20 protein-coding genes and 1 tRNA gene are annotated in these 26,594 nt (G+C 59.4%); 11 read left to right on the forward strand and 10 right to left on the reverse strand.

Annotated elements, in window-relative coordinates; all coding sequences use genetic code 11:
* Positions 1-19 precede the first annotated feature (19 nt).
* On the reverse strand, positions 20-793 hold the full coding sequence (locus RS75_RS07485; RefSeq protein WP_045018902.1) for an N-formylglutamate amidohydrolase: 774 nt from the start codon (positions 791-793) through the stop codon (positions 20-22).
* Positions 794-968: 175 nt separating this feature from the next.
* Here RS75_RS07485 and RS75_RS07490 point away from each other — a divergent pair, with 175 nt between their 5' ends.
* From RS75_RS07490 to RS75_RS07515, 6 genes are all read left to right on the forward strand, one after another.
* Complete coding sequence (locus RS75_RS07490; protein WP_045018904.1) at positions 969-1,847, forward strand: MurR/RpiR family transcriptional regulator; 879 nt, start codon at positions 969-971, stop codon at positions 1,845-1,847.
* Between the two features lie 287 nt (positions 1,848-2,134).
* The gene (locus tag RS75_RS07495; RefSeq protein ID WP_045018906.1) at positions 2,135-3,241 is read left to right on the forward strand and encodes an ABC transporter substrate-binding protein; all 1,107 of its coding nucleotides are present in this window, start codon (positions 2,135-2,137) and stop codon (positions 3,239-3,241) included.
* Positions 3,242-3,446: 205 nt separating this feature from the next.
* Positions 3,447-4,331: an ABC transporter permease gene (locus RS75_RS07500; RefSeq protein WP_045018908.1), complete on the forward strand. Its 885-nt coding sequence runs from the start codon at positions 3,447-3,449 to the stop codon at positions 4,329-4,331.
* Positions 4,328-5,110, forward strand: a complete 783-nt coding sequence (locus RS75_RS07505) for an ABC transporter permease (protein ID WP_045018910.1) — start codon at positions 4,328-4,330, stop codon at positions 5,108-5,110. The genes RS75_RS07500 and RS75_RS07505 overlap by 4 nt, the downstream gene beginning before the upstream one ends.
* 13 nt (positions 5,111-5,123) lie before the next feature.
* Positions 5,124-6,182: an ABC transporter ATP-binding protein gene (locus RS75_RS07510; protein ID WP_045018912.1), complete on the forward strand. Its 1,059-nt coding sequence runs from the start codon at positions 5,124-5,126 to the stop codon at positions 6,180-6,182.
* A 74-nt stretch (positions 6,183-6,256) separates the two neighbouring features.
* On the forward strand, positions 6,257-7,300 hold the full coding sequence (locus RS75_RS07515; protein WP_045019178.1) for a zinc-dependent alcohol dehydrogenase family protein: 1,044 nt from the start codon (positions 6,257-6,259) through the stop codon (positions 7,298-7,300).
* A 180-nt stretch (positions 7,301-7,480) separates the two neighbouring features.
* Here the strand turns inward: RS75_RS07515 and metH are convergent, their stop codons facing one another.
* Entirely contained in the window at positions 7,481-11,254 is a 3,774-nt protein-coding gene (gene metH / locus RS75_RS07520; protein ID WP_045018914.1) for a methionine synthase, read from the reverse strand.
* A 179-nt stretch (positions 11,255-11,433) separates the two neighbouring features.
* Here metH and RS75_RS07525 point away from each other — a divergent pair, with 179 nt between their 5' ends.
* Positions 11,434-12,693 carry an AGE family epimerase/isomerase gene (locus RS75_RS07525; RefSeq protein WP_045018916.1) on the forward strand — a complete coding sequence of 420 codons (1,260 nt, stop codon included), beginning with the start codon at positions 11,434-11,436 and terminating at the stop codon, positions 12,691-12,693.
* A 200-nt stretch (positions 12,694-12,893) separates the two neighbouring features.
* Here the strand turns inward: RS75_RS07525 and RS75_RS07530 are convergent, their stop codons facing one another.
* Together RS75_RS07530 and RS75_RS07535 are read right to left on the reverse strand one after the other, a co-directional pair.
* Positions 12,894-13,454, reverse strand: coding sequence for a dual specificity protein phosphatase family protein (locus RS75_RS07530; RefSeq protein ID WP_045018919.1), 561 nt, complete (start codon positions 13,452-13,454; stop codon positions 12,894-12,896).
* Between the two features lie 199 nt (positions 13,455-13,653).
* On the reverse strand, positions 13,654-14,106 hold the full coding sequence (locus RS75_RS07535) for a hypothetical protein (RefSeq protein WP_045018920.1): 453 nt from the start codon (positions 14,104-14,106) through the stop codon (positions 13,654-13,656).
* A 455-nt stretch (positions 14,107-14,561) separates the two neighbouring features.
* On the opposite strand from RS75_RS07535, the gene RS75_RS07540 reads away from it, so the two are divergent.
* A complete protein-coding gene (locus RS75_RS07540; protein WP_045018922.1) occupies positions 14,562-15,194 on the forward strand; it encodes an outer membrane protein in 633 nt (210 codons plus the stop codon).
* A gap of 214 nt (positions 15,195-15,408) precedes the next feature.
* Positions 15,409-15,780 carry a hypothetical protein gene (locus RS75_RS07545; RefSeq protein WP_045018924.1) on the forward strand — a complete coding sequence of 124 codons (372 nt, stop codon included), beginning with the start codon at positions 15,409-15,411 and terminating at the stop codon, positions 15,778-15,780.
* Positions 15,781-15,935: 155 nt separating this feature from the next.
* Here RS75_RS07545 and RS75_RS07550 read toward each other — a convergent pair.
* Positions 15,936-16,011, reverse strand: a tRNA-Ile gene (locus RS75_RS07550).
* 180 nt (positions 16,012-16,191) lie between these two features.
* Between RS75_RS07550 and RS75_RS07555 the strand changes: the two genes are divergently transcribed.
* Complete coding sequence (locus RS75_RS07555) at positions 16,192-16,935, forward strand: SIMPL domain-containing protein (RefSeq protein ID WP_045018926.1); 744 nt, start codon at positions 16,192-16,194, stop codon at positions 16,933-16,935.
* Positions 16,936-17,110: 175 nt separating this feature from the next.
* Here the strand turns inward: RS75_RS07555 and RS75_RS07560 are convergent, their stop codons facing one another.
* Both RS75_RS07560 and RS75_RS07565 read right to left on the reverse strand, forming a co-directional pair.
* Positions 17,111-17,488 (reverse strand): hypothetical protein, encoded by a 378-nt coding sequence (locus RS75_RS07560; RefSeq protein ID WP_045018928.1) that lies wholly within the window; start codon positions 17,486-17,488, stop codon positions 17,111-17,113.
* A 150-nt stretch (positions 17,489-17,638) separates the two neighbouring features.
* Positions 17,639-18,064 carry a secondary thiamine-phosphate synthase enzyme YjbQ gene (locus RS75_RS07565; RefSeq protein ID WP_045018930.1) on the reverse strand — a complete coding sequence of 142 codons (426 nt, stop codon included), beginning with the start codon at positions 18,062-18,064 and terminating at the stop codon, positions 17,639-17,641.
* Between the two features lie 251 nt (positions 18,065-18,315).
* Here RS75_RS07565 and RS75_RS07570 point away from each other — a divergent pair, with 251 nt between their 5' ends.
* Positions 18,316-20,868, forward strand: coding sequence for an HWE histidine kinase domain-containing protein (locus tag RS75_RS07570; RefSeq protein WP_045018932.1), 2,553 nt, complete (start codon positions 18,316-18,318; stop codon positions 20,866-20,868).
* 44 nt (positions 20,869-20,912) lie between these two features.
* On the opposite strand, the gene RS75_RS07575 is transcribed toward RS75_RS07570, so the two are convergent.
* The 3 genes from RS75_RS07575 to dnaG all read right to left on the reverse strand — a co-directional run bounded on the left by RS75_RS07575 (position 20,913) and on the right by dnaG (position 26,464).
* On the reverse strand, positions 20,913-21,833 hold the full coding sequence (locus RS75_RS07575) for a DUF930 domain-containing protein (RefSeq protein WP_045018934.1): 921 nt from the start codon (positions 21,831-21,833) through the stop codon (positions 20,913-20,915).
* 197 nt (positions 21,834-22,030) lie between these two features.
* Complete coding sequence (rpoD, locus tag RS75_RS07580) at positions 22,031-24,085, reverse strand: RNA polymerase sigma factor RpoD (protein ID WP_045018935.1); 2,055 nt, start codon at positions 24,083-24,085, stop codon at positions 22,031-22,033.
* A 393-nt stretch (positions 24,086-24,478) separates the two neighbouring features.
* Positions 24,479-26,464 carry a DNA primase gene (gene dnaG, locus RS75_RS07585; protein ID WP_045018937.1) on the reverse strand — a complete coding sequence of 662 codons (1,986 nt, stop codon included), beginning with the start codon at positions 26,462-26,464 and terminating at the stop codon, positions 24,479-24,481.
* Between the last annotated feature and the right edge of the window lie 130 nt (positions 26,465-26,594).

The raw sequence follows: 26,594 nt of genomic DNA on the forward strand, positions 1-26,594 counted from the left end.
ATCGGCCGCCCTTGCTCCCTCACTCATCGATTGATGAGAGCGCTTTCCCCATAAGCTCGTGGAGAAACCCGGCAATTGCCGCTTGGTCTCCCTCATTGGCGATCAGATCGTTGCGGATCTCGATCATCACATTCAAAAGTCCGTCCGGTAGCGCGTGCAGCCGCAGCGTATGCGTCACACCGTCTTCCGGACCGTAAGGATCGTTGCGTCTGACCGTCAGCGCAGAACCCTCAGCGCCCGCCAGCATCGCATCGGCCATTCGGCTGTCGGTATCGTGCAGGATGCCGATCTGCACCTCGCGGAATTTTCCGTGATAGACCGGCGTAAAGCTGTGAACGGTCACCACCACCACCTTGCGGCCTGCGGCCTGTCGCTCGGCGATGATCTCGCTGACACGGTCGTGAAACGGCACGTAAAGTGCCGAGATACGGGCGAACCGCTCCGCCTCGCTCAGATCGAGATTGCCGGGAATATCGTAAATCTCGCTTTTCACCGGCATGGCGGAAGGTGATTCGGGTGGACGGTTGCAATCATAGACCAGCCGCGAAAATCGCTGATAGACCAGCGTCGCCTCGAGGCTTTGCGAAAGCAGCCTGGCAACGGCCAGAGCACCCGGATCCCAGGCCGCATGGCTCGAAAGCACGTCCTGCGAAAGACCGAGCGTACCGAATTTTTGCGGGATGGTGGCAGAGGCGTGTTCGCAGACGAGAATGACATCGCCCTTCGCGGCGGCATTCTCGACGCCGACAGCCTGCCCTTCCGCCTCTGTGAAAAACCGTGAACGCACCGTCATGCACGCATCCCGCCCCGAACCGCTATTTCCGCCAATGAAGAAAAGAATTCTTCACATTATGGTCGGTGTCAAATGGAATTTTGAAATTTTCTCTTCATTCGCCCATTGACTCTGTAGCTGGCGCAGATGTTTATTTCAGCGGATACACCGGCAGAAAGACCGGAAGGGGAAAAATTTGCGCAGCACAACGGCCACCGTGTCGGATGTCATTCATGCTCACTACGCCGAGCTGACCCGTTCGGAAAAACGGCTGGCGGAGAGCCTGCTCGGCAACTACCCCGTCTCGGGTCTCGGCAGCATCACCACCATTGCCGAAAATGCCGGCGTTTCGACGCCGACCGTGGCGCGCATGGTGCAGAAACTCGGCTACAAAGGTTATCCGGAATTTCAGGCCCACCTGCATCAGGAACTGGAAGCGACGATCTCCGGCCCGATCGCGAAACATGACCGCTGGGCCACCAATGCGCCGGGCCTGCACATTCTCAACCGCTTCGCCGATGCCATCACCGGCAATCTGCGCGACACGCTGAGCGATCTCGACACCGCCGTCTTCGACAATGCGGCCAAGCTGCTCTCGGACCGCAAACGCAGCATCTATTTCGTCGGCGGGCGCATCACCGGCGCGATCGCCGAATATTTTTTCACCCATATGCAGGTGATCCGGCCGAAGACGACGCTGATGTCGTCGAACTCCAGCGCCTGGCCGCAATATATGCTGAACATGAGCGCCGGCGATGTGCTTGTCATCTTCGACATCCGCCGCTACGAGCACGACATGACGACGCTCGCCGAGGTGGCAAAGGCAAACGGCGTACAGATCATTCTTTTTACCGATCAATGGACGTCGCCGGTGGCGCGCCACGCGCTGCACACCTTCCGCGTCAGGATCGAGGCGCCCTCGGCATGGGATTCCTCGGTCGTCACGTTGTTTGTCGTCGAAGCACTGATCGAAGCGGTGCAAAGCGGCACCTGGGATGAAACCAGGGAGCGAATGAACGCGCTGGAAGGCCTGTTTGAGCAGACACGCCTGTTCCGCAGGCCGGATCGGACATGAACATCAGTAGCCGGCACAGTGCTTGACGCGGAAACCGCCGGCTGATTGGATACCTGAAATCGCTACCAGCGCGATAAAGCAGGATAAAAACAAGCTGGGGAACATATCTGGCCAACACGAATGATGATGGGATTACCCGCAATTGCAGGCACAAAGCCGGGCGATGGCGGAAAATGGGCGTAAAGTGGCGGAATCCGGATAAATAAATTGCAATCCGGCCGTCACATTAGCTTCATCCAGAATCCGTATCAGCGTCCGTAATACGAGAACACGAAGAGGAGAAAAAAGTGATCTCTCATTGCCGTCGACTGCTTGCTGCCACCACCGCTCTGGTAATGGCCTCCACCGCGATCGCTGCTGCTGCGCCGAGCGCCGAACTGATCGCCGCCGCCAAGAAGGAAGGCATGCTGACCACCGTTGCGCTGCCGCACGACTGGTGTGGTTACGGCGAGGTCATCGCCGCTTTCAAGGCGAAATATCCGGAAATCACCGTCAACGAACTGAACCCCGACGCCGGCTCTGCCGATGAAGTCGAAGCGGTGAAGGCGAACAAGGACAACAAGGGTCCGCAGGCTCCTGACGTCGTTGACGTCGGTCTCGCCTTCGGCCCGCAGATGAAGGCCGAAGGCCTGCTGCAGCCCTACAAGGTCTCCACCTGGGACGAAATTCCCGATAACGTCAAGGATGCCGACGGTTACTGGTACGGCGACTATTACGGCGTTATGTCGATGTTCGTGAACAAGGACCTCGTCACCAACGTGCCGAAGGACTGGGCCGACCTGCTGAAGCCGGAATATTCCGGTCAGGTGGCACTTGCCGGCGACCCGCGCGCTTCCAACCAGGCTATCCTCGGCGTTCTTGCAGCCGGTCTGGCATCGGGTGCAAAATCCGGCAAGGAAGCCGGCGAAGCTGGCCTGAAATATTTTGCCGATCTCAACAAGGCCGGTAACTTCCTGCCGGTCATCGGCAAGGCAGGAACGCTGGCGCAGGGTGCTACCCCGATCATCGTCGCCTGGGACTATAACGCGCTTTCCTGGAAGAAGACGCTAAACGACAACCCGCCCACGGAAGTCGTGGTTCCGGAAAAAGGCGTTCTGGCCGGCGTCTACGTTCAGGGCATTTCCGCCTACGCCCCGCATCCGAACGCTGCCAAGCTCTGGATGGAACACCTCTATTCCGACGACGGTCAGCTTGGCTGGCTGAAGGGCTATTGCCACCCGATCCGCTTCAACGCCATGGTCAAGGCCGGCAAGGTTCCGCAGGAACTGATCGACAGCCTGCCGCCGGCAGCAGCCTATGAAAAGGCGATCTTCCCGACACTCGAGGAAGTCGACGCCAACAAGGCGGCCGTTACCGGCGGCTGGGACAGCGTCGTCGGCGCGAACGTGAAGTAAACTGTTGAAAACGCACCCCGGCCGGTCAAAAAGCCGGGGTGCTTCTTTTAAAGCATTTCCAGTAAAAATGCGCAGCGGTTTATGTCCGGAAAATGCGCAAAACAAAGATCGAGAGCGCCTCCGACGGTACCGTTTCAACCGGACGTGCTATAGTTAAAGACCTTTATAGACAGACCGTTTTGAAAACGGCGTTTGGGGACAAGGCATGCCATCAACCAACACCGGCGGACCATCCGATGCGGGCAGGAAGTTGCCGCTTAACTGGATAGGCGTCGTACCATTTGCCGTTTTTGTTCTGTTGTTTCTGATCCTGCCGACGATGAAGATCGTTATCGGCGCGTTTCAGCGCCCCGATGGCAGCTTTACGCTCGAAAACATCGCGGGGCTTTTCACACCTTCCATCCTCGCGGCCTACTGGATTTCGATCAAGATCAGCCTCGCCTCGGCAGCCCTCGGCTGCCTGGTCGGCTTTGCCGTCGCCGCGGCCGTCGTTCTCGGCGGATTGCCGCAGCGTATCCGCGGGCCACTCCTCACATTTTCGGGCGTCGCCTCGCAATTTGCCGGTGTGCCGCTCGCCTTCGCCTTCATCGCCACGCTCGGCCCTGTCGGCCTCCTCACCGTATTCCTGAAGACACAGATCGGTATTGATCTGAGACTCCTCGGCTTCAACATCCTGTCGTTCTGGGGCCTGACCGTCACCTATCTGTTCTTCCAGATACCGCTAATGATCCTCATCATCACCCCGGCGCTTGACGGGCTGAAGCGCGAATGGCGCGAGGCTGCGGAAATCCTCGGCGCGACCGGCGTGCAATATTGGCGCATGGTGGCCTTCCCCATCCTGTTGCCATCGTTGCTCGGCACCATGTCGCTGCTGTTTGCCAATGCCTTTGGTGCTGTGGCCACCGCAATTGCGCTCACCGGCTCCTCGCTCAACATCGTGCCGATCCTGCTTTTCGCGCAGATCCGCGGCGACGTTCTCGGCAATCCGCATCTCGGTTACGCGCTCGCCTTCGGCATGATCGTCGTGACCGGCATCGCCAATGCGCTTTATATCTGGCTGCGCGCCCGCAGCGAAAGGTGGCTCAAATGAAGAAGTTCTTCGCCTGGGGCGCGCTAGTCTTCGGCCTTCTCTATTTCGCCCTGCCGCTGATCGGCATGACCAACTTCTCGCTGAAAATGCGGCGTGGCGAATATTCCTTCGACGCCTATGGCAAGGTGCTCTCCGACCCGCGTTTTCAGGAAACCTTCAGCTATTCGGTAGTGATGGCGCTGTTCACCATCGTGTTCGGTGTTCTGCTGGTGGTGCCGACGGCCTATTGGGTGCGCCTGAAACTGCCGCACCTGCGCCCCTATATCGAGTTCATAACGTTGCTGCCGCTGGTCATCCCGGCCATCGTCATCGTTTTCGGTTATATCAGGCTATACAACACCTCCAGCTGGCTGCCGCTGACCGGCACGACCTTCGGCACCAACCTTCTTCTGATGTTCGGTTACGCCATACTCGCTCTGCCCTACATGTATCGAGCCGTCGACACAGGTCTCAGAACCATCGATGTCGCGACCTTGACGGAAGCCGCCCAAAGCCTTGGCGCAGGCTGGACGACCATCCTGTCGCGCATCATCCTGCCGAATGTACTGGTCGCCGTCCTGTCGGGCGCATTTTTAACCTTCGCCATCGTCATCGGTGAATTCACCATGGCGGCACTTTTAAACCGCCCGGCCTTCGGTCCCTATATGCAGCTGCTTGGCGCCAACCGCGCCTATGAACCGGCGGCACTTGCCGTGATTTCCTTCGGCATCACCTGGGGTTGCCTAGGGTTGATCCAACTCGTTTCACGCTACCACAAGGGCGCGCCTCCCAAGGCCTGAGGACAAGATTTTCATGAGCTTTTTGACACTTAGCAATATCAAGAAATCCTTCGGCTCCGTGCAGGTCGTGCATGATTTCGACATGGCCATCGAGAAGGGCGAGTTCGTTTCCTTTCTCGGACCATCGGGCTGCGGCAAGACCACCGTGCTGCGCATGATCGCCGGTTTCGAAATCCCGACCGGTGGATCGATCGTCATCAACGGCAAGGACCAGACGACGCGTAGACCCAACCAGCGCAATATCGGCATGGTGTTTCAGGCCTATGCGCTGTTCCCGAACATGAATGTCTACGAGAACGTCGCCTTCGGCCTCAAAGTCGCCGGCAAGCCGAAAGCCGAGATCGATGCACGCGTGAAGGAAATGCTCCAGCTCATCCATCTGGAACATCTCGCGGACCGCTACCCCTATCAGATGTCGGGCGGCCAGCAGCAGCGCGTGGCGCTCGCCCGCGCATTGGCCCCGAAGCCGGAAGTGCTTCTGCTGGATGAGCCGCTCTCCGCGCTGGACGCCAAAATCCGCGTTTCGCTGCGCGAAGAAATCCGCCAGATCCAGCGGAAACTTGGCATCACCACGATTTTCGTGACCCACGATCAGGAAGAGGCGCTGTCGATCTCCGACCGTATCGTCGTCATGAATTCCGGCCGCGCCGACCAGATCGGCTCGCCCTTCGACATCTACAACAAGCCAGCGACCCGTTTTGTCGCCTCCTTCGTCGGCACACTGAACCTCATCGACGCCACCGTCATCGATTCCTCAACCAATACCATCCGTGTCGGAGAGCAGCAGATCACCCTGCACAAGCCGGTCGAGGCCGCGAACGGTGAAAAAATCACCCTCGCCTTGCGCCCGGAAGCAGGCGCTCTCGGCGTCGATGCGAAGGGCGACGTCGCTATTTCCGGTATCGTCACCTCAAGCCAGTTCCTCGGCTCGGTCATTCGCACGCGTCTCGATCTCGGCGGTTCGACCTTGTCTTTCGATATGTTCAACGATCCAGGCACTGCCCCGCCTACCCTTGGCGAGCAAGTAACGCTTAAATTCGCGGCCGGTGATCTTATGGTGATCAAAGATTAAATCGCTTTTCTCAATCGGCGGAAGCAGGTAGAGCAGGTATAATTCGAACCCGCTACCAATGATGTGAGGGCATGATGCGCGCGCTTTTCTACGAACTGTTCGGCGAGACCCCTGTCGTCGCATCTCTGCCAGATCCCGAGCCGACCGATAGCGGTGTGGTCATCGAGGTGAAGGCGACCGGCCTGTGCCGGAGCGACTGGCACGGCTGGATGGGTCACGACACGGATATTCGCCTGCCGCACGTTCCGGGCCACGAATTCGCCGGCGTTATCGCAGCAGTCGGAAAGAACGTTACCCGCTTCAAAACCGGCGACCGTGTCACCGTTCCCTTCGTTTCCGGCTGCGGCCATTGCCAGGAATGCCGCTCCGGTAATCAGCAGGTGTGTGAGACACAGTTCCAGCCCGGCTTCACCCATTGGGGCTCCTTCGCCGAATATGTCGCTATCGATTACGCCGACCAGAACCTCGTGCATCTGCCTGATGCAATGAGTTACGCCACTGCTGCCGGTCTCGGCTGCCGTTTCGCCACCTCCTTCCGGGCCGTGACCGATCAGGGACGCCTGAAGGGCGGCGAATGGCTGGCGGTTCACGGCTGCGGCGGCGTCGGCCTCTCCGCCATCATGATCGGCGCGGGCCTCGGTGCACAGGTTGTCGCCATCGACATCGCGGAAGACAAGCTCGAACTTGCGCGCCAGCTCGGCGCAACCGCCACCATCAACAGCCGCTCGGTTGCCGATGTTTCCGAGGCGGTGCGCGAGATAACCGGCGGCGGCGCCCATGTCTCGATCGACGCGCTTGGCCACCCGCAGACATGCTGCAACTCCATCAGCAACCTGCGCCGACGCGGTCGCCATGTGCAGGTGGGGCTGATGCTGGCCGATCACGCCATGCCCGCCATCCCCATGGCCCGGGTGATCGCCCACGAACTGGAGATTTACGGCAGCCACGGCATGCAGGCATGGCGTTACGAGGATATGCTGGCAATGATCGAAAGCGGCAAGCTTGCGCCCGAAAAACTGATCGGCCGCCACATCACGCTTTCCGATGCCATCACCGCCCTGCCCGCCATGAACAGTTTCCAGGAAAGCGGCATCAGCATCATCGACCGGTTCGAATAGCTGCCGAAGCACTCCGATCGGTCGTGTCAGCAGTTTGAGATTTAACGATCTTCGGCGTAGGTCAGACGTTCCTGCTTCCGAATGTCCGGGCCGCCAAATAAAACGGACACTCGCCGGCGGAACACAAAAAAGCGCGGGCAAACCCGCGCTTTTTCATTTGCAACAACGGTGCCTGAAACCTCAAGCCGCGCTGTCGATTTTCTCAGCGCCGCTCACCGGCACATAGTTGAGCACCGGTCCGAGCCAGCGCTCTACCTCTTCCACCGGCATATCCTTACGGCGCGCATAGTCCTGCACCTGATCGCGCTCCACCTTGGCGACGCCGAAATAATAGCTTTCGGGATGGCCTATATAGAGGCCGGAGACGGAGGAGCCCGGCCACATGGCATAGCTTTCCGTCAACTCCACGCCCGCAGCATTGGTGGCGTCCAGCAGGGAGAACAGCGTTTTCTTTTCGGTATGATCGGGCTGGGCCGGATAACCGGGCGCGGGGCGGATGCCGGCATAGGCCTCGTTGATCAGCTCATCGCTGCCAAACCCCTCCTGCGGCGCGTAACCCCAGAATTCCTTGCGCACCCGCTCATGCATGCGCTCGGCAAAGGCTTCCGCGAAACGGTCGGCCAACGCTTTCACGAGAATGGACGAATAATCGTCATTGGCCCGCTCGAACCGTTCGGCAATCGCCACTTCCTCGATGCCCGCCGTCACCACGAAGCCGCCGACATAATCGGCAACGCCGCTATCGACCGGCGCCACGAAATCGGAGAGCGCCACATTCGGGCGTCCGTCGCGCTTGGAAAGCTGCTGGCGAAGCGTGAAGAAGGTCGCCAGTTCTTGCCTGCGGCTTTCATCCGTGAACAGCCTGACATCGTCGCCCACCGCATTGGCGGGCCAGAAGCCGATTACCGCCCGCGGCCGGAACCACTTTTCCTCAATGATCTTCTTCAGCATCGCCTGCGCGTCGCTGAAGAGCTGCCGCGCCGCCTCGCCCTGCTTTTCGTCATCAAGGATCGCCGGATATCGACCCTTCAGCTCCCAGGTCTGGAAGAACGGCGTCCAATCGATGTAACGGGAAAGCTCTTCCAGATCGTAGGTCTCGAATATCTTGGTGCCGAAGAATTGCGGCTTGACGACGCTATAGGTCGACCAGTCGATCCTGTGCGCATTCTCGCGGGCACGGGAAAGCGGCAGTCGCTGCTTTTCGCGCTCGTTGCGGGCATGGGCTTCCGCCACCTTGGCATATTCGGCCCGGATGCCATCGATATAAGCGGGCTTCTGCTCGGCGGAGAGAAGTGCTGAGACGACGCCCACCGCGCGCGAGGCATCGGTGACATAGATCGCCTGGCCCTGCTCGTATCGCGGATGGATTTTCACGGCCGTATGCACCCGGCTCGTCGTTGCGCCGCCGATCAGAAGCGGGATGTCGAAACCCTGCCGCTCCATTTCGGCCGCCACATGCACCATCTCGTCCAGCGACGGCGTGATGAGACCGGAAAGGCCGATCACGTCGACCTTCTCGGCAATCGCCGTTTCCAGGATTTTCGTCGTCGGCACCATGACGCCGAGATCGATGATCTCGTAATTGTTGCAGGCGAGAACGACACCGACAATGTTCTTGCCGATATCGTGCACGTCACCCTTCACGGTCGCCATCAGCACCTTGCCGGCAGCACTCCGCTCGGAGCCGCCATTCAGGCGCTTTTCCTCTTCCATGTAGGGAAGCAGCACGGCAACCGCCTGCTTCATGACGCGGGCGGATTTCACCACCTGCGGCAGGAACATCTTGCCGGAACCGAACAGGTCGCCGACCACGTTCATGCCCGCCATTAGCGGCCCTTCGATGACATGCAGCGGGCGGGTGGCCTGCTGGCGCGCCTCTTCCGTATCGGCTTCGATGAACTCGGTAATACCGTTGACCAACGCATGCTGAAGCCGCTTTTCGACGGAAAGCTCGCGCCAGGACAGATCCTGCACCTTCGCCTGCCTTTCGCCCGTGCCACGGAAACGTTCGGCTACCTCAAGCAGTCGCTCCGTCGCATCGTCGCGGCGGTTCAGCACCACGTCCTCGCAGGTCTCGCGCAGTTCCGCATCGATGTTGTCGTAAACCGCAAGCTGCCCGGCATTGACGATGCCCATATCCATGCCGACCTGAATGGCGTGGTAGAGGAACACGGCATGCATCGCCTCACGCACCGGCTCATTGCCGCGGAAGGAGAAGGACAGGTTGGAGACGCCGCCGGAAATATGCGTGAGCGGCATGGTCTCGCGGATGGTCTTGGTGGCCTCGATGAAGTCCACGCCGTAATTATTGTGCTCCTCGATACCGGTGGCCACCGCAAAGACGTTCGGATCGAAGATGATGTCTTCCGGCGACAGGCCCGCCTTTTCGGTCAGCAGCTTATAGGCGCGCGCGCAGATCTCCACCTTGCGCTGATAGGTATCCGCCTGCCCGACCTCGTCAAAGGCCATGACCACAACCGCCGCACCGTAATTATGGACGAGCCGCGCCTGCTGGAGAAACTTCTCCTCGCCTTCCTTCAGCGAAATCGAATTGACGATCGACTTGCCCTGCACGCATTTCAGACCGGCTTCGATGATCTCGAACTTGGACGAGTCGATCATGACAGGCACGCGGGCGATATCCGGCTCGGCGGCGATGAGGTTCAGAAACTCCACCATCGCCTTTTCCGAATCGATCAGGCCTTCATCCATGTTGATGTCGATGATCTGCGCGCCGTTTTCCACCTGGTCGCGGGCAACCGCAAGCGCCGCCGTAAAATCGCCGGCGGTGATGAGTTTGCGGAACTTGGCCGATCCAGTAACATTCGTACGCTCGCCGACATTGACGAAGGGAATGTCCTTGGTCAGCACGAAAGGCTCGAGGCCCGAAAGCGACATGAACGGCTTGTGCTCGGGGATTTCGCGCGGCTTGTAGCCTTTGACGGCTTCGGCAATCGCCCGGATATGCTCCGGCGTGGAGCCGCAGCAACCGCCGACGATGTTGACGAGACCGTCTCGGACGAAACCTTGCACCTGACGCGCCATCATCTCAGGCGTTTCGTCATATTGGCCGAATTCGTTCGGCAGACCGGCATTCGGATAGGCGCAGACGAAAGTATCGGCAACGTCCGAAAGTTCCTGCAGATGCGGGCGCATCGCATCGGCACCCAGCGCGCAGTTGAGGCCGATGGTGAAGGGGTTGGCGTGGCGCACCGAGTTCCAGAACGCCGAAGGCGTCTGGCCGGAAAGCGTGCGGCCGGAAAGGTCGGTGATCGTGCCTGATATCATGACAGGCAGACGGATACCCTTGGCTTCGAAACGCTCCTCGCAGGCGAAGATCGCCGCCTTGGCGTTCAACGTATCGAAAATCGTCTCGATCAGGATGATGTCGGCGCCGCCGTCGATCAGGCCGTCGATCTGCTCGCCATAGGCAATGCGCAGATCGTCGAAACTGACGGCGCGGTAACCGGGATTGTTGACGTCAGGCGAAATCGAGGCCGTACGGTTGGTCGGGCCGATGGCTCCCGCCACGAAGCGACGGCGACCATCCTCGCGCTCGGCGCGGATCGCAGCGCGTCGCACGATCTGCGCGCCCTCGCGGTTGAGATCGTAGACCGCATTTTCCATCTCGTAATCGGCCTGCGCGATGCGCGTCGATGAAAACGTGTTGGTTTCGAGAATATCCGCGCCGGCCATGGCGTAACGATAATGGATTTCTTCGATGGCGTCCGGCTGGGTCAGGATAAGAAGGTCGTTATTGCCCTGCTGGTGACAGGCGCAGCCGATGAAACGGTCGCCCCGGAAATGGTCTTCATCAAAACCCAGCCCCTGGATCTGCGTACCCATCGCGCCGTCGAGAATGAGGATGCGTTCGCTCGCGGCATCGCGCAACGCCTGCAAGATTTCCGCGCCGTCGCGCTTTGCCCCTTCAGGGCCGAACAGATCGTCAAACACGGGCACACTCCTCATTTCGATTTGCAAGATAGCAACTCGTCAAGTCACATAAAGATATGTTTATGTCAATATATCTTCAAGGGACAGACATGACTTTGCGCCGTTGCCGCAGACTACGAAATTTCACGGGCAGATGACAGGTTTATACGGCAAGGATATAAGCCGAAGCAGTAAACCGTATGGAGGACGAAATGCCCGAGGACGACCATAACAACCGGAACTGGAACGCCCTGCCGTGGCATCGCCAATGGCTGGTCAAACAGGCCGAGGGCCTTTTCGACTTCTTCCAATACCGCGCCGTCAACCCGGCCGGCGGCTTCTTCGATCTCGACCCCAAGGGCGCACCGCTGCAAAAAAACGATCCCGTGCGCGGCATCCATGCCTCGGCACGCATGGTGCATTGCTTCTCCATCGGCCATCTGCTCGGACGTCCCGGCTGCGGCGATATCGTTGACCATGGCATGACCTACCTCTGGAACAAGCATCGCGACAGCGAGCACGGCGGGTATTTCTGGCAGGTCAATAATGGCGGCCCGTTTGACGCCACCAAGCAGGGTTACGGCCATGCCTTCGTGCTGCTGGCCGCCTCCTCCGCCAAGACCGTCGGCCACCCGCTTGCCGACCGGATGCTGGCCGACGTTACCGAGGTTCTGGAAACCCGCTTCTGGGAAGAGAAACACGGCGCGATCGCCGAGGAGTTCAATCGCGACTGGTCGCCCATCGACAACTATCGTGGCCAGAACTCCAACATGCACCTGACGGAAGCGCTGATGGCGGCCTATGAGGCGACCGGCGACAGCAATTACCTGACCAAGGCCGAACGCATCGCCGACCTCGTCATTCGCCGCCGCGCCGGCGAGCTGGATTTCCGCGTGCCGGAGCATTTCGACGAGAACTGGACACTCGACAAGGAGTATCGCGGCAACGAAATGTTCCGCCCCTCCGGCTCCACCCCCGGCCACTGGCTGGAATGGGCGCGTCTCATTCTGCAATTGTGGGTGCTGGGGCAGCGCCGCCACGACTGGATGCCGGTGGCGGCGAAATCGCTTTTCGTACAATCCATGACGCTTGGCTGGGACCGGGAAAAGGGCGGCTTCTTTTATACGCTCGACTGGAACGACAATCCCGACAAGACGGCGAAGCTCTGGTGGCCCATGTGCGAGGCGGCGGGTGCAGCCCACTTCCTCAACGAAAACCTGCCGGCGGACGAGTTCTACGAAGACAGCTACCGCCGCATCTGGAGCACAATTTCCAACAACTTCATCGACCACGACAATGGCGGCTGGCATGAGGAACTGACGGAAAATCTGGTTCCCGCCCACACACTCTTTCCCGGCAAGGGCGATATCTACCACGCGCTTCAGGCTTGCCTCATCCCGCTTTTCCCGGCAACGGGAAGCCTGACGAAAGTAATCAAGGAAAGCGGCGGACTTTATTGAGGAGTGTTGCGGGAGGCAGAGGCTGCTGACGACGAGGTTCGAGAACCTCTCCTCCGTCATGCTCGGGCCTGTCCCGAGCATCTGCAACCTGTCTGCTGGGCGCGACGTGGATAGATCATCGGCACAAGGCCGAGGATGACGTCGCGTGTGAGGCCAACGGCCTCAGCTTCCGCAACCTGAAAAGACCTCACGGGCCACCCTCAAAAACCGATGGTTTCCTCGAAATCGTCCCAGGACTGATACATTTCATACCGCCCGATACCGGGGATCGGCACATGGCCGTAATAGGGCGAAAGCTGAAACTCGGCGGCGGCCTCGCTTCTGCCGGCCACGGCCCCCACATAGATCGCGGATGCAAGCCCGGTGCGGTTGGCGCCGTGCTCGCAATGAATAAGGATCGGCTTTTCGGCGTTGCGCAGCACCGCCGCCAGCATTTCCGCTTCCTCCACCGGGAGCTTTTCGCTTGAACTCAGCGGATAATCGACAAGCCGGACGCCGTTGCTTTTCGCCGCCTGGCTCTCGGCGTCATACCAGCCTTCGCGCTTTTCATCACGCAGATTGATGATGGTCTTGATACCGTAGGTTTTGGCATAGGCCGTGATGTCCTTGCCGCTCGGCTGGGCCGAACGGTAAAGTTCGCCGGGAATGACCTCGTGGAAATTTCCGGTCAGCTGGCCGATGCCCATATGCGCACCCGCCAGAACCGGCAGGGCGACAAGACCGATGGCGGTGACTTTCAGAAACTTCAGAACAATACGCAAGACATCAACCCGCAAGATTCATCGGACGGTTGGGAGTTGGCATCGCAACCCGGCGAAAACAAGTCCCGCGCCAGCCAAAGCCGCCGCAGCACGGCCGGCAAGGACGCGAGCATCTTTAAGAACACCTTGCGGTGCAAGGATTTTCAGCAGCGGCGCGGAAATCTTCAAAATGCCGTGATAGCCGGAAGAACAGCATCGTTCAGTCAAACTCTGCGGAAATGACGCTAACGCGCCATTCCAGCCGTTGTGGGTCCACCCTTTCATTGTTGCGCAGCCGGAACGCGCGGCATGCGGCGAAAGTCTCTCCGGCCTCGATCCGCCTTTCGCTCACCTGATAGGGATCGAAGGCGACGGAGGCGCGGAAGGCCGGCTCGAACCCTTCGAGCGTATAGGTCAGGCGCTGAATGGCGACGTCGTTGTCGTTGCGGAAGCTGACGCGAATGGGCGCAGCCGTGTCGGTGCACGCTGCGTCGAAGCCTGCTGTTGCAATGACATGGTCGAGCCGCTGGCTGCCGCGCCGCCAGTCATAGATGACGAAGGCGGCAGTCGCCGTCCAGATCAGCAACAGGCAGATAACGACGGGTTTGAGATGCCGCGGAAAAGCGATGAGGGTGAGAAGAAGAATGGCACTGAGAACGGCTCCGACAATCACGTAGCCCCTCCCCCATAAAAACTGACCCGCATGCGATCCTGTCCTCCCTTGCCCATTCTTGCCCGCAACGACCGTCCTTTCCCGACGTCGTAACAGCACCGTCTCAACTGCCGCTCCATGCCGTTTCATATACGGATGACTGGAACGGCGAAGCACCGGCATTGCTGCGGACATGCACAACTCTATGGTCGTGCCCCCTGCTGTCAAGACAACCAAGCGTGACTCCGGCCCGTCGCGCCACCGCAACCTGGACGAAACGGCGAAGGGAACCAAACGCCGCCGGAGGCGTTCGACGCATCAGAACAGCATGGCGGGGCGGTAAAATACGTCGCGATACGGGCAAGACGACCGGCAACACAAAGGGACACCATGCCCCTTGGAACCGCCGATCCCCAACCCATATTAAATGAACCTAATATATGTTATAGTGGTCAGTCAGCTCAGGGAGAATAACGATGAAAACGCTGATCGTAACGTCACTCTTGGCCCTGTCGGCCAGCACCGCAATGGCTGCGGATGCCGTCTACGAAACGCCGGCGCCTCCGGTCGCACAGGAAACCTTGCCGGTCTTCACCTGGTCTGGTCCCTATCTTGGTATTCAAGGCGGTGCGGGCTGGGCGAATGGCGATTTTTCGGCCGGCGGCCCCGTCGTGTCGGATAGCTTCGATGGCGGCATTCTGGGCGCTTTTGCCGGTTACAACTATCAGTTCGACAATAATGTGGTTCTCGGCATCGAGGGTGACGTCGATTATAACTGGAACGACAATGACTATGCCGGCGTGAACGTCGGCACCGACTGGCAGGGTTCCGTTCGTGGCCGCGTCGGTTACGCGTTCGACCGGGCCTTGATCTACGGGGCCGCCGGCTGGACGGCCACGCGCGGTTTCATCGAAACGCCCGGAAGCGGCAAGGACAGCACCACCTTCAACGGCTATACTGTCGGTGCCGGTCTGGACTATGCCTTCACCGACAATGTGTTCGGCAGGCTGGAATATCGCTACAATGATTTCGGCGACAAGGATATCTTCGGCATCAACACCGATCTAGACCAGCACACCGTCAAGGTGGGCATCGGTGTGAAGTTCTGATCCCGACCGACCAGCGTCGACATAAAAAGCCCGGCAATCCGCCGGGCTTTTTCTTGGCCGGAAGACCGCACCGGTTTCGCTCATCAATTTTAGCGGCGCGAAAGATATGAACCCCGCAAAAATGAAACATTCACAGACCGTTCAGCAGACCCATGCCATCATGCGGGCATAATGAGCCTCTATCTCCCGACGCAGGCTTATGGAGTAGCCCTCGATGAAAAAGATAATTCTTTCCACAATTGCCGCGCTGGTCGCCACCGGCAGCGTCTTCGCATCCTACGGCACCGCTGCCGCGCAGGACTATCCCTATCGTCCGCGCTATGACCGTGGTTACGACCGTGGCGGCCCGCCCCCACCGCCCTACCGCGAACATCGTCGCCACAATGACGGCGCAGCAATCGCCGGCGGACTGGCCGCAGGCGTCATCGGCGGCCTGATCGGCGGCGCAATCGCCAACGGCAACGGCGGCCCCCGCTACTACGAACCGCCACCGCCGCCCCCACCGCGCTGCTGGTTCGAAGACCGCCGCGTCCCCAATTCCTATGACGGCGGCTGGCACACCGAAAGCATGCGGGTCTGCAACTGACCACATAGCTGAAAATTCGCGATGAATGATCCGATCAGTCTGAATGGCTGGTCGGATTTTTTGTTGGATGGGCAAAAGTTTCGACGACGGCGATGATCAATGAAGTATCGATTCGCTGTGCGGAATTTCGTTCATTCATTCGAAACATGAGAAAATGGTGGGCCCGGGAGGACTCGAACCCCCAACCAAGCGGTTATGAGCCGCCGGCTCTAACCATTGAGCTACAGGCCCTTATCGGAACAAGTTATCCGAAACACCGGCTTCGCAATGGTTCGAATCCGGTGGGTCACGCTCTAACGTAATTTTTACAGCCCGACAAGCCATTGATGCTATCGCAAACTGCCGCTGCCGTATTAGCTTCACAATCTAAGGCAATACCCTCTCAAGGGACACAATCAACGAGGAAACGCCATGACGACGATAAAGGCCCGCCTTTTCGCACTTACCGCATTGACCGCAGTGGCAACGATGCCGCTTGCCGGTAATGTCCTTGCGCAGGAAGCCACCCCGCGCGAAGCCACCATCAGTGTTTCCGGCGAAGGCCAGGCGGCGATCGCCCCCGATATGGCGATCCTGTCCTTCAGCGTCGTCAAGCAGGCGGAAACGGCGGCTGCGGCGCTTACGGAAAATTCCAAGGCGCTCGCCGAGGTTCTGAAGGCGCTGAAAGCCTCCGCCATCGAAGACCGCGATCTGCAGACGAGCAATTTCTCCGTGCAGCCGCTTTACAAGCATTATGAACCCAAGGACGGCGTTTATGTCGCCCCGGAAATTACCGGTTATCAGGTGTCCAACGGGCTGACCGTGCGCGTGCGCGACTTGAAGAAGCTCGGCGAGATTCTCGATACCTCCGTCAAGCTCGGTATCAACCAGGGCGGCGATATCACCTTCACCAATGACAAGCCGGAGGCAACGGTGACCGAGGCCCGCAAACAGGCCGTTGCCGATGCACTGACCAAGGCGAAGACGCTGACGGAAGCGGCGGGCGTGAAGCTTGGCCGCGTCATCCAGATCAGCGAGAACATGCAGCGCCCGATGCCGGTGCCGCAGGGCATGATGCGCGCCGCGATGGCGAAGGAGGCCGACAGCGTGCCGATCGCTTCGGGTGAGAACAGCTACAGCGTGGTTATCAACGTCACCTTCGCTCTCGACCAGTAAAGCCGACCAGGGCGGCGGCATTGCCCGTCGCCCCATTTTCCGAGAGCTGTGCGCAAGTGCCCGCGTGGGCGATGCTCAAAATGAAACGCCCCTCGCCTGTCATTCCGGACAAGGAGGGGCGTTTTTTTGATCCACCCAAAGGGCGGGGGATTTCGGCGGATCAATATCGACCGTTTTAGCGGCGGATTACCGGGCAACCACGCTCATTGGCGAAGACGACGCGGTCACGGCCACGACGGTCGAAGCCTGCAACCACGACGCGGCGCGGCGATACGTCGACAACGCGAGCGCGGCGAAGACCCATGCGGCTTGCCTTTTCTTCCGCAAACTGCGGCGAACAACCGTAACGCGGGCGATCAGGACGGCCCCAACCCGGACCAGGACGATCGGGACGACCCCAGCCCGGACCGCGACCTCTGTCATGGCCGTATCCATCCTGAACCTGAACTCTGAACTGAACATCCGAGCCAGCCGAAGCAGCTGGAGCGGTGGCGGAAATTCCGCCGAGGGCAATGAGGGCCGCCAGGCCGGCTTTTGCAAAAGTGCTGAACATCGAGCTCACTCCGTTTGTTTCTGCGCCGGCAGGGAACTTCCCCCGGCGATTGACGAGACCCTAGACCCCTCCGCCTGAACGCGGGCAGAACCGCATGTTCAGCAGACGTTCATGGATATTAACGGGAAAACGCGCGACTTTTGACGGGAATCAGGGGGAGATATGCAGAACGACTTCGCGGCGGTGCGGCCGGTCGCGGTGTTCGAAAAGATAGAGGCCCTGCCATGTGCCGAGAACGAGCCTGCCCCCACTGATCGGCACCCCGATGGAAACCGCCGTCAGGGCCGACTTGATATGGGCGGGCATATCGTCAGGACCTTCGAGCGTGTGGATGACCCAGCGCATGGAGGCGTCGTCCGAAGGTGGCACGAGGCGGGAAAAAAATGTCGTCAGATCGCGCCTGACATCCGGATCGGCATTTTCCTGAATAAGCAGGGAGCAGGATGTGTGCCTGACGAAGACGGTCAGCAGGCCTTTGTCGATGTCCGCTTGCCTCACAAAACGCTCGGCCTCGGACGTGAACTCGTAAAGGCCCTGCCCATGGGCGGTGGTGATGGTCATTTTCTTCTGCGGCACATTTTTTCCTTCAGATAATTCGGAACAAATTGGCGGTTGCCAACGTTGTACGATGTTCAATTATACCCGATGACAAAAGGGGTACGGGGACCACATGACGGCGGGCTGTAACAGAACGGAAAACCGGCGTCACGGTTGCAGAAAACGGGGAAGGGTTGGCAATACCAGAATGAATTATTCAGGCTTTTCCGTCTCGGGACGAACAGGATATTTTCAGCGCAAGACAGATACAGGGTGCGAAAGACTGATTCATGGCATCCACTGACTATCCTGTCGATCTTACCAATTGCGACCGCGAACCCATCCACATTCCAGGTTATATTCAGCCGCATGGTTGCCTGATCGCCTGCGACAACGCCATGCGCATGATCCTGCGGCATTCGGAAAACTGTCGTGACCTTTTGGGATTCGATGGCGATATCAACGGCAGGACCGCCGAAGAGGTGCTCGGTAAAAACCTTGTCCACGAACTTCGAAACGCGCTCACTGTAACCGGCAGAACCGCGCGCCCCGCAATGCTGCCCGCCACGGAAATGGGCGACGGCCGCAGCTTCGATATTTCGCTCCACCGCTACAAGGCGACAACGATCATCGAATTCGAACCGTCGCAAAGCGAGATGCAGCCGCTCGGCACCGCACGCAAGATGGTGGATCGCATCCGCGAGGCCGACAGTGTCGAAAGTCTGATATCGAGAACGACCCGGCTGGTAAAAGCGACCCTGGGTTACGACCGGGTGATGATCTACCGTTTCGAGGAAGACGGGGCCGGCAAGGTCGTGTCGGAGGCAAAGCAGCCGGAACTGGAAAGCTTCCTCGGGCAATATTTTCCAGCGGGCGACATACCCCAGCAGGCCCGTTCGCTCTATCTCAGGAACACGCTACGCATCATCTCCGATGCCAGTGGCGCGCGGGTTCCCGTGCTGCCCGCCATCGATGCATCGGGCGAACCGCTCGATCTGTCATTCGCGCATTTGCGCAGCGTCTCGCCCATCCACTGCGAATATCTTCGCAACATGGGTGTCGCGGCCTCCATGTCGATTTCGGTGATCGTCGATGGCGCCTTGTGGGGCCTCATCGCCTGCCACCATTATTCGCCCCGCGTTCTGACAATGCCGGTGAGGATCGCCGCCGAAATGTTCGGCGAGTTTTTCTCCATGCATTTGCAAGTCCTCAAGCAGAAGCGCCGGTTCGATACCGTCAATCACGCCCATGCCGCTCTCGATCGCTTTCTGCGCCTTGCTGCCCACCACAACAACATAGGCGAACTGCTGATCGACAGTTTCCAGGATTTTGCCGAGCTCATGCCATGCGACGGCGTCGGGCTCTGGGTCGGAAACAACTGGCACGGCCACGGCGCAACGCCGCCGCCAGACGCCATTCCAAGGCTGGCGCGCTTCGTCGCCTCGGCCAGCGAAGGAAAGGTCTGGGCCACCCATGCCATCTCGCAAGCCATACCCGAAGCGGAAATCTATGCCGGTACCGCAGCCGGAATGCTCGCCATTCCGCTGTCGCAGGTCAAGAACGACTATCTGCTGTTTTTCCGCAGGGAGATCGTGCAAAATTTGAACTGGGGCGGCAATCCGGAAAAATCCTACGCGACCGGCTCGCTGGGCGATCGCCTCACCCCGCGCAAGAGCTTTGCGATCTGGAAGGAAACCGTCCGCCTTCAGGCGCAGCCATGGTCCGAAGCGGACCGGGAAATCGCCGAAGCGGCCAGAATAGCGCTGGTCGAGGTCGCATTCCATCACAGCGAGCTGATGGCCGGCGAAAGGGAGCGCGCGGAAGTGCGCCAGCGCATGCTGAACGAGGAACTCAACCACCGCGTCAAGAACGTTCTCGCCATCATCAAATCACTGGTCGGCACGCCCTCGCAGGAGGGTAAAACCCTGCAAGAATACGTCAACGCGCTGAAGGGCCGTATTCAGGCATTGTCCTTTGCCCATGACCAGATCATTCGCGGTGAAGGCGGCGGGGCGCTGCGCGATCTGCTGGATGCCGAGCTGTCACCGCATCGCTCGCCCGAGACGATCGTCGATCTTGCCGGACCACAGGTGACGCTCGATTCGCGCGCATTCTCCGTCATGGCTCTGGTCTTGCATGAACTGGCGACGAACGCGGCAAAATACGGCGCGCTTTCGCAGACCGGCGGACAATTGCAGGTGCGCTGGGAAATCAACGAGAACCGCGATTGCGAAATGCGGTGGCGGGAAATTCTGCCCATCAGACTGCCCACACCGTCACGCGCCGGTTTCGGCACGGCGCTCATCAGCCGCAGCATCCCTTACGATCTGGGCGGACGCAGCACCATGCGATATTTGCCGGATGGCCTGGAGGCGGAAATGCTCCTACCCTCCCGCCATATCTCGGCGGCAATAACTGTCTCCGACACGAAGACCGAGGATGAAGCCGTGCAGCAGCCCAGGCGTTCCAACGGGGAGGAGTCGTTGAAAATACTGCTCGTCGAAGACCAGATGCTGATCGCGATGGATGTCGAGAACATGCTGGAGGACAACGGCATCAAGACGATCGAAACCGCGACATCTTCGGCAATGGCCATCGAAAAACTGAAGAACTATGTGCCGGATGTGGCTATCCTCGACATCAATCTCGGCTCCGACACGTCCATCGCCGTCGCGCGCGAACTGCACCGCCGCAGCATCCCCTTCCTCTTCGCCACCGGCTATGCCGATGCCAGCATGGTGCCGGACGAATTCGGCAATGTGCCGGTTATCAGGAAGCCTTACGACGAGGACGCGCTGATGGCCGGCATCGGGCTGCTGGTGGGCGACAGGGAGAGGGCGTGAGCGTCCTTCAGGAAAACGAGACTTCCCCAACCTCGACATCGCCCTCATTGAAACCGCGTAAAGCCCCGCTTTTTCGCCTCATCCGGAGTTAGGGCATTGCCGATTTTAAACCGGAACTCCGTCACCGCGTAATTGTCCAGATCGACTTCGCACTGGAACGAAACATCATGCCAGGTATTGCCGATGTTGAACGCGCCGCCGGAAGCGTCGATCGAGCTACCGGAAATCCTGCCCCCGGTGTCCGAATAGGGTATCATGCCACGGGCAGCAAATCCCGCACCCTGAATTTGCGCCAGAGCTTCCGTACTGCAAAGCTGCACGACACGGCGACGCGGCGGCAGATCGCCGAACATCTGGCGTCTCTGGGCCGGAGACAGCAGCGACGAAGACAACAATTGCTTGGCGGCGGGAAGCTTCGCGGGCTTCTCTTTAGCCACTTCGGCAGGTTTTTCATCAGTCGGCTTGGCCTGCGGCACCGCTGCCTGTTCCCGCTCAATCTCCTCCTTGACGGGTGAGACCGCAATTTCTCCCTGCTCGGCGGAAGCCTGGAGATCGCTATTGGCGGCGGCTGGCGCGGGTTTGTCCTCAGCGGTCTTCTCGGGCTGGCTTTCTGGCTCCTTGGAAGGCTCTGTCTTTTCCGCTTCCTCCGCCTTTCCCGGTTTGTCCTCGGGATCCGCCTGCGTCTCCTCCGGCCTCATGGCGATAGCCGGCAGCGTCGCCGGCATAGGCGGCGAAGGTTTTGCTTCTTCCGCCGGGGGTGGCGGTGGCGGCGGTGGAGGTTGCGGCTTTTCCTCTTTCGCCTCCTCTGCGGCGGGCGGCTTTTGCTCTTCCGCCTTCTTCTCCTCGGGCGGCGGCACCAGATCGACGCTGATGCTTTCCGGTTCCTGCGGTTCGGTTATCCCTTTGGGCAACTCGAAAAGAAAGATCGCAACGACGGCCAGATGCAGCAGCACGGAGATGGGCACAGCCCATCCCTTCCCACGCCATCTGCTTGCTGAAACCTGTTGCATGTCATCGAACCAGATCGAACCTGAGCATTTCCGGCAAAAACGGAACGCTTTATTTTCACACATAAGGCTTGTCGCAGAGATCGCCAGTGCGTGAAACAAAAAACCCGGCCAGAGGTGACTGACCGGGTTCAATTTTAAAGGAAGCGGAAAGCTTAGCTGTCGAGGAAGCTTCTGAGCTTTCTGGAGCGGCTCGGATGTTTCAGCTTGCGCAGCGCCTTCGCCTCGATCTGGCGGATACGTTCGCGCGTGACCGAAAACTGCTGGCCGACTTCTTCCAGCGTATGGTCGGTATTCATGCCGATGCCGAAACGCATGCGTAGAACACGTTCTTCACGCGGGGTCAGCGAGGCCAGAACGCGGGTGGTCGTCTCGCGCAGGTTGGCCTGAATGGCGGCGTCGATCGGCAGCAGAGCGTTCTTGTCCTCGATGAAGTCGCCGAGATGCGAATCCTCTTCGTCACCCACAGGGGTTTCGAGCGAAATCGGCTCCTTGGCGATTTTCAGAACCTTGCGCACCTTTTCAAGCGGCATGGCCAGCTTTTCCGCCAGCTCTTCCGGTGTCGGCTCGCGGCCGATCTCGTGCAGCATCTGGCGCGAGGTGCGAACGATCTTGTTGATCGTCTCGATCATGTGAACCGGAATACGGATCGTGCGCGCCTGGTCGGCGATCGAACGGGTGATAGCCTGTCTGATCCACCATGTCGCATAGGTCGAGAACTTGTAACCACGGCGATATTCGAACTTATCCACCGCCTTCATCAGGCCGATATTGCCTTCCTGAATGAGATCGAGGAATTGCAGGCCACGATTGGTGTACTTTTTGGCGATGGAAATCACGAGACGCAGGTTGGCCTCAACCATTTCCTTCTTGGCGATACGCGCTTCGCGCTCACCCTTCTGCACCATGGAAACGATGCGGCGGAATTCAGCAATCGAAATGCCCGTTTCCGTCGAGAGATTCTGAATTTCCTGACGGATTTCGCGGATCGTGTTGCTTTCCTCGCGCGCGAATTCCTTCCAGCCGCGTGCGGCCAGATTGGCAATCGACTTCATCCAGTTCGGATCGAGTTCGGCACCGTGATACTGCTCAAGGAAGCTGTCGCGCTTGACGCCGTAGGATTCGGCAAGGCGCAGCAGCCGGCCTTCGTTCTGCATCAGACGCTTGGAAATGTCGTAAAGCTGCTCGACAAGGCTGTCGACACGGTTCTGGTTCAGCGACAGCGACTTCACCGCCGTGATCAACTGGTCCTTGAGATCCTTGTAGCGACGCTCCTGACCGGAAGACAGGGTTCCCGTGCAGGCAAGGCGAGCCTCGACCTGCTGGTCCTGAAGCTTGCGCAGCTTCTTGTAGGTGTCGGCAATGGTATCAAGCGTTTCCATGACCTGCGGGCGCAGTTCGGCTTCCATCGCGGCAAGCGAAAGATTGGACTCGTCGTCGTCCTCTTCTTCCTCTTCCGGCGGAAGGCCATCGCCGCCCACATCAGTCACATCTTCGTCACCGGTCGGCGAACGCAGCCTGCGGGTCTTTTCCTTTTCTTCGGCGGCCTTGCGGTCAGCCTCGATCTTTTCCGGGCTCTGGAACTGCGGTGCAGCCTTGGCTTCCGGACCGGAATAGGTGGTTTCGAGATCGATGATCTCGCGCAGCAGCGTCGTGCCTTCGTTCAGTTCGTCGCGCCATATGATCAGCGCCTGGAACGTCAGCGGGCTTTCGCAAAGGCCCGAAATCATCGTTTCGCGGCCAGCCTCGATGCGCTTGGCGATGGCGATTTCGCCTTCGCGCGACAGAAGCTCGACGGAACCCATTTCGCGCAGATACATGCGCACGGGATCGTCGGTGCGGTCGGTCGGCTCTTTCTTCTTCGCGGTCGCAAGCGCGGTGCCGCTGGAAGGTGCCAGTTCGCCGCCTTCGGACTCTTCATTATCGGAATCGTCGCTTTCGGCCTCGCTCGGCGCTTCCTCGGCATCCTCGTCCTCGATAACGTTGATGCCCATATCGGACAGCATCGCCATCGTGTCTTCGATCTGCTCGGAGGTCACCTCTTCGGACGGCAGGACGGAATTCAGCTCGTCCATCGTCACATAGCCGCGCTTCTTGGCGGCCTTGATCATCTTTTTGACCGCGTCATCCGAAAGATCGAGAAGCGGACCGTCCGTCGCACCGTCGCGTTCGTTTTCTGCTTCTTCGTTTTCTTTGACTTTGGTTGCCATCTATCTCGTCGCTTTCCCTGACGCTAACACCTGTTCCGCCGCATCGCCGTCCGCCTTTCGAGCATCCGGCTGATCAGCGAATCACTGTCAGACACCTAACGGAGTGATCTTTAATTGCCGATTAACCACGGCAGCCTCAGATAGAATGCAAAGACAGTGCACCCGGAAATGCTTGCTCATGCAATTTCTATCCGCCAAGGCTCATTCCACTTTACTATTCCTGAAATGGTGATTCCCGCTATTTCCCGCCCCGTCAAGCCTTTGAGGGCGAGACAGCCACGGAAATTCTTAAAAAAGGCCGCATTTTGCGGGTTATCACCAGACTACTCCCCTATTTAGGTCGCCTGCCGCAAAAGGCAACCCCACACGTCTTTCAATTCTTGCCTGCAGCACTTAGCCGTGACCGAAGGCCGGTCCCTTCACACGGCCGGACATGACCCCGAAACCATCGATGATCGCCTCCTGATTTTCCATACGGCCAATTTCCAGCTGAACCTCGGCCAGCGCCCGCACCAGAAGCGTGCCGCGCTCGTCATCGGTCGCCTCGCCGATTTCCCGTTCCAGCTCCCGCTTCTGCCAGAGCAGCGATTTCGTCCTTTTATGCAAGGAAAGCGCCTGCACATATCCCTCGCGCGCATCTTCCAGCGCCGCCTGTTCTGTGGCCGTCCACAGGCGCGCATTGCGCACCTGCTGGTCCATGGTTTTCAAAAGCACCTCGAAACCCTGCAGCGACAGGCGCTCGATCAGCCCTGCCCGCGATATGTCCGCTGCACTTTCCGCCGCAAAGGTCAGCACCGTCGACCACAGGCGCTGCAAATCGCGGTTCTCGTAATCGATCGCGGCGATCTCGTCATATTCCTCGAGCAGCAGTTCGGGGTGGTTGACGATGGTGATGGCGAGAACGCTTTCCCTCAGCGAAGGTTTGGTCTGATGTCCCCTGACCAGACCCGACTGCGTCAGCCGGTCCGAGATGCTGCTGGTCGGCGCGGTCATCGCCCCGCCCCGTCCGGGAGCGTTTCGCTGGAAGCCGCGCCCGTTCCCCTGCTGGCCATCGCGGCGGAAATTTCCGCCCTGCGATCCGCTTTGCTGAAAACGCGGCTGGAAGAAGGCATTCAGCCTGTCGCGCACATCCTGCTGGTAAAAACGTCGCACCGCCTCGTCGCCGATCACGGCAACGATCTGCCGCAGGCGGCTTTCAAGCTGGGCGCGCTTTTCAGGCGTATCGAACGTAACCGACGACGTCTCGCGGCTCCAGATCATCGCGGCGAGCGGCTTTGCCTCGGACAGCACCCGATCGAATGGCGCACGCCCCTCCAGCCGCACGAGATCGTCCGGGTCCTTGCCATCAGGCAAAAGCGCAAAGCTGACGGAGCGATCCGGCTTGATATGCGGCAGGGCCAGATCCGCCGCGCGGTTGGCGGCGCGAATGCCCGCACCGTCGCCATCAAAGCAGAGAACCGGCTGCGGCGACATCTTCCATAAAAGATCGAGCTGACTTTCCGTCAGCGCCGTACCGAGCGGCGCCACCACATTCTCGACACCCGCCTGATAGAGCGCGATGACATCCATGTAACCTTCGACGGCAATGACGGTGCCGCCGGAAGCCTGCGAGGCCCGGCGCGCGCGGGCGAAATTGTAAAGAACGTTGCCCTTGTGGAAAAGCTCGGTCTCGTTGGAGTTCAGATATTTGGCCACGGCATCCGCCGCCATGGCGCGGCCACCGAAAGCAATCACCTTTTCGCGCGACGACAGGATGGGGAACATAATGCGGTCGCGGAAGCGGTCATAGGAGACCGGCACGTTTTCATGCACCACCAGCCCGCAGGCTTCCATCTGTTCACGCGCCACACCCTTGCTCGCCAGATGCTCCTTCAGCGCATTGCGGCTATCAGGCGCAAAACCGAGCCTGAACGTCTCGATGGTGCGCCCGGTCAGCCCACGATCGCGCAGATAGGCTCGCGCCCGCGCGCCAAGGGCCGTCTGCAACTGATCCTGAAAGAACAGCGTCGCCATTTCCATGACGTCCTGAAGCGACGTACGCTCGCGTTCGCGCTTTTCGGCCTGCGGATCGGGCTGCGGCATGGAAATGCCGGCCATGTCGGCGATCTGCTGTACCGCTTCGGGGAAACTCAAGCCCTCAAGATCGGTCAGAAACCGGAAATGATCGCCGGAAACACCGCAGCCGAAACAATGGTATCGCCCCTTGCGGTCCTCGCAATGGAAACTCGGGCTTTTTTCCCCATGAAACGGGCAGCAGGCCCAATAATCGCCCCGCGGCGTGTTGGTCTTCTTCTTGTCCCAGGACACACGTCGGCCGATCACATCGGAGATGTTCACGCGGTCGCGTATCTCATCGAGAAAAGAATTGGAAAAGCGCATGGGTTACCTGTTCGAGGCCAGTCTTTCATATAAGCGCATAAAAGCCGCAATACAAAACACTCAGCAAACAATACCCGATATTCACAGGCGCGTTGACATTGGTGTATATACAGATGAATATACGACCGTA

The organism is Rhizobium nepotum 39/7, from assembly GCF_000949865.1.
Lineage (GTDB): Bacteria > Pseudomonadota > Alphaproteobacteria > Rhizobiales > Rhizobiaceae > Agrobacterium > Agrobacterium nepotum.

Bases quoted from the DNA above. Each gene is read 5' to 3' on its own strand.
- RS75_RS07500 (WP_045018908.1), top strand. From the start codon at position 3,447: ATGCCATCAACCAACACCGGCGGACCATCCGATGCGGGCAGGAAGTTG.
- RS75_RS07570 (WP_045018932.1), top strand. From the start codon at position 18,316: ATGGCATCCACTGACTATCCTGTCGATCTTACCAATTGCGACCGCGAA.
- RS75_RS07545 (WP_045018924.1), top strand. From the start codon at position 15,409: ATGAAAAAGATAATTCTTTCCACAATTGCCGCGCTGGTCGCCACCGGC.
- RS75_RS07505 (WP_045018910.1), top strand. From the start codon at position 4,328: ATGAAGAAGTTCTTCGCCTGGGGCGCGCTAGTCTTCGGCCTTCTCTAT.
- RS75_RS07540 (WP_045018922.1), top strand. From the start codon at position 14,562: ATGAAAACGCTGATCGTAACGTCACTCTTGGCCCTGTCGGCCAGCACC.
- RS75_RS07515 (WP_045019178.1), top strand. From the start codon at position 6,257: ATGCGCGCGCTTTTCTACGAACTGTTCGGCGAGACCCCTGTCGTCGCA.
- dnaG (WP_045018937.1), bottom strand. From the start codon at position 26,464: ATGCGCTTTTCCAATTCTTTTCTCGATGAGATACGCGACCGCGTGAAC.
- RS75_RS07510 (WP_045018912.1), top strand. From the start codon at position 5,124: ATGAGCTTTTTGACACTTAGCAATATCAAGAAATCCTTCGGCTCCGTG.
- RS75_RS07555 (WP_045018926.1), top strand. From the start codon at position 16,192: ATGACGACGATAAAGGCCCGCCTTTTCGCACTTACCGCATTGACCGCA.
- RS75_RS07485 (WP_045018902.1), bottom strand. From the start codon at position 793: ATGACGGTGCGTTCACGGTTTTTCACAGAGGCGGAAGGGCAGGCTGTC.
- RS75_RS07560 (WP_045018928.1), bottom strand. From the start codon at position 17,488: ATGTTCAGCACTTTTGCAAAAGCCGGCCTGGCGGCCCTCATTGCCCTC.
- rpoD (WP_045018935.1), bottom strand. From the start codon at position 24,085: ATGGCAACCAAAGTCAAAGAAAACGAAGAAGCAGAAAACGAACGCGAC.
- RS75_RS07525 (WP_045018916.1), top strand. From the start codon at position 11,434: ATGGAGGACGAAATGCCCGAGGACGACCATAACAACCGGAACTGGAAC.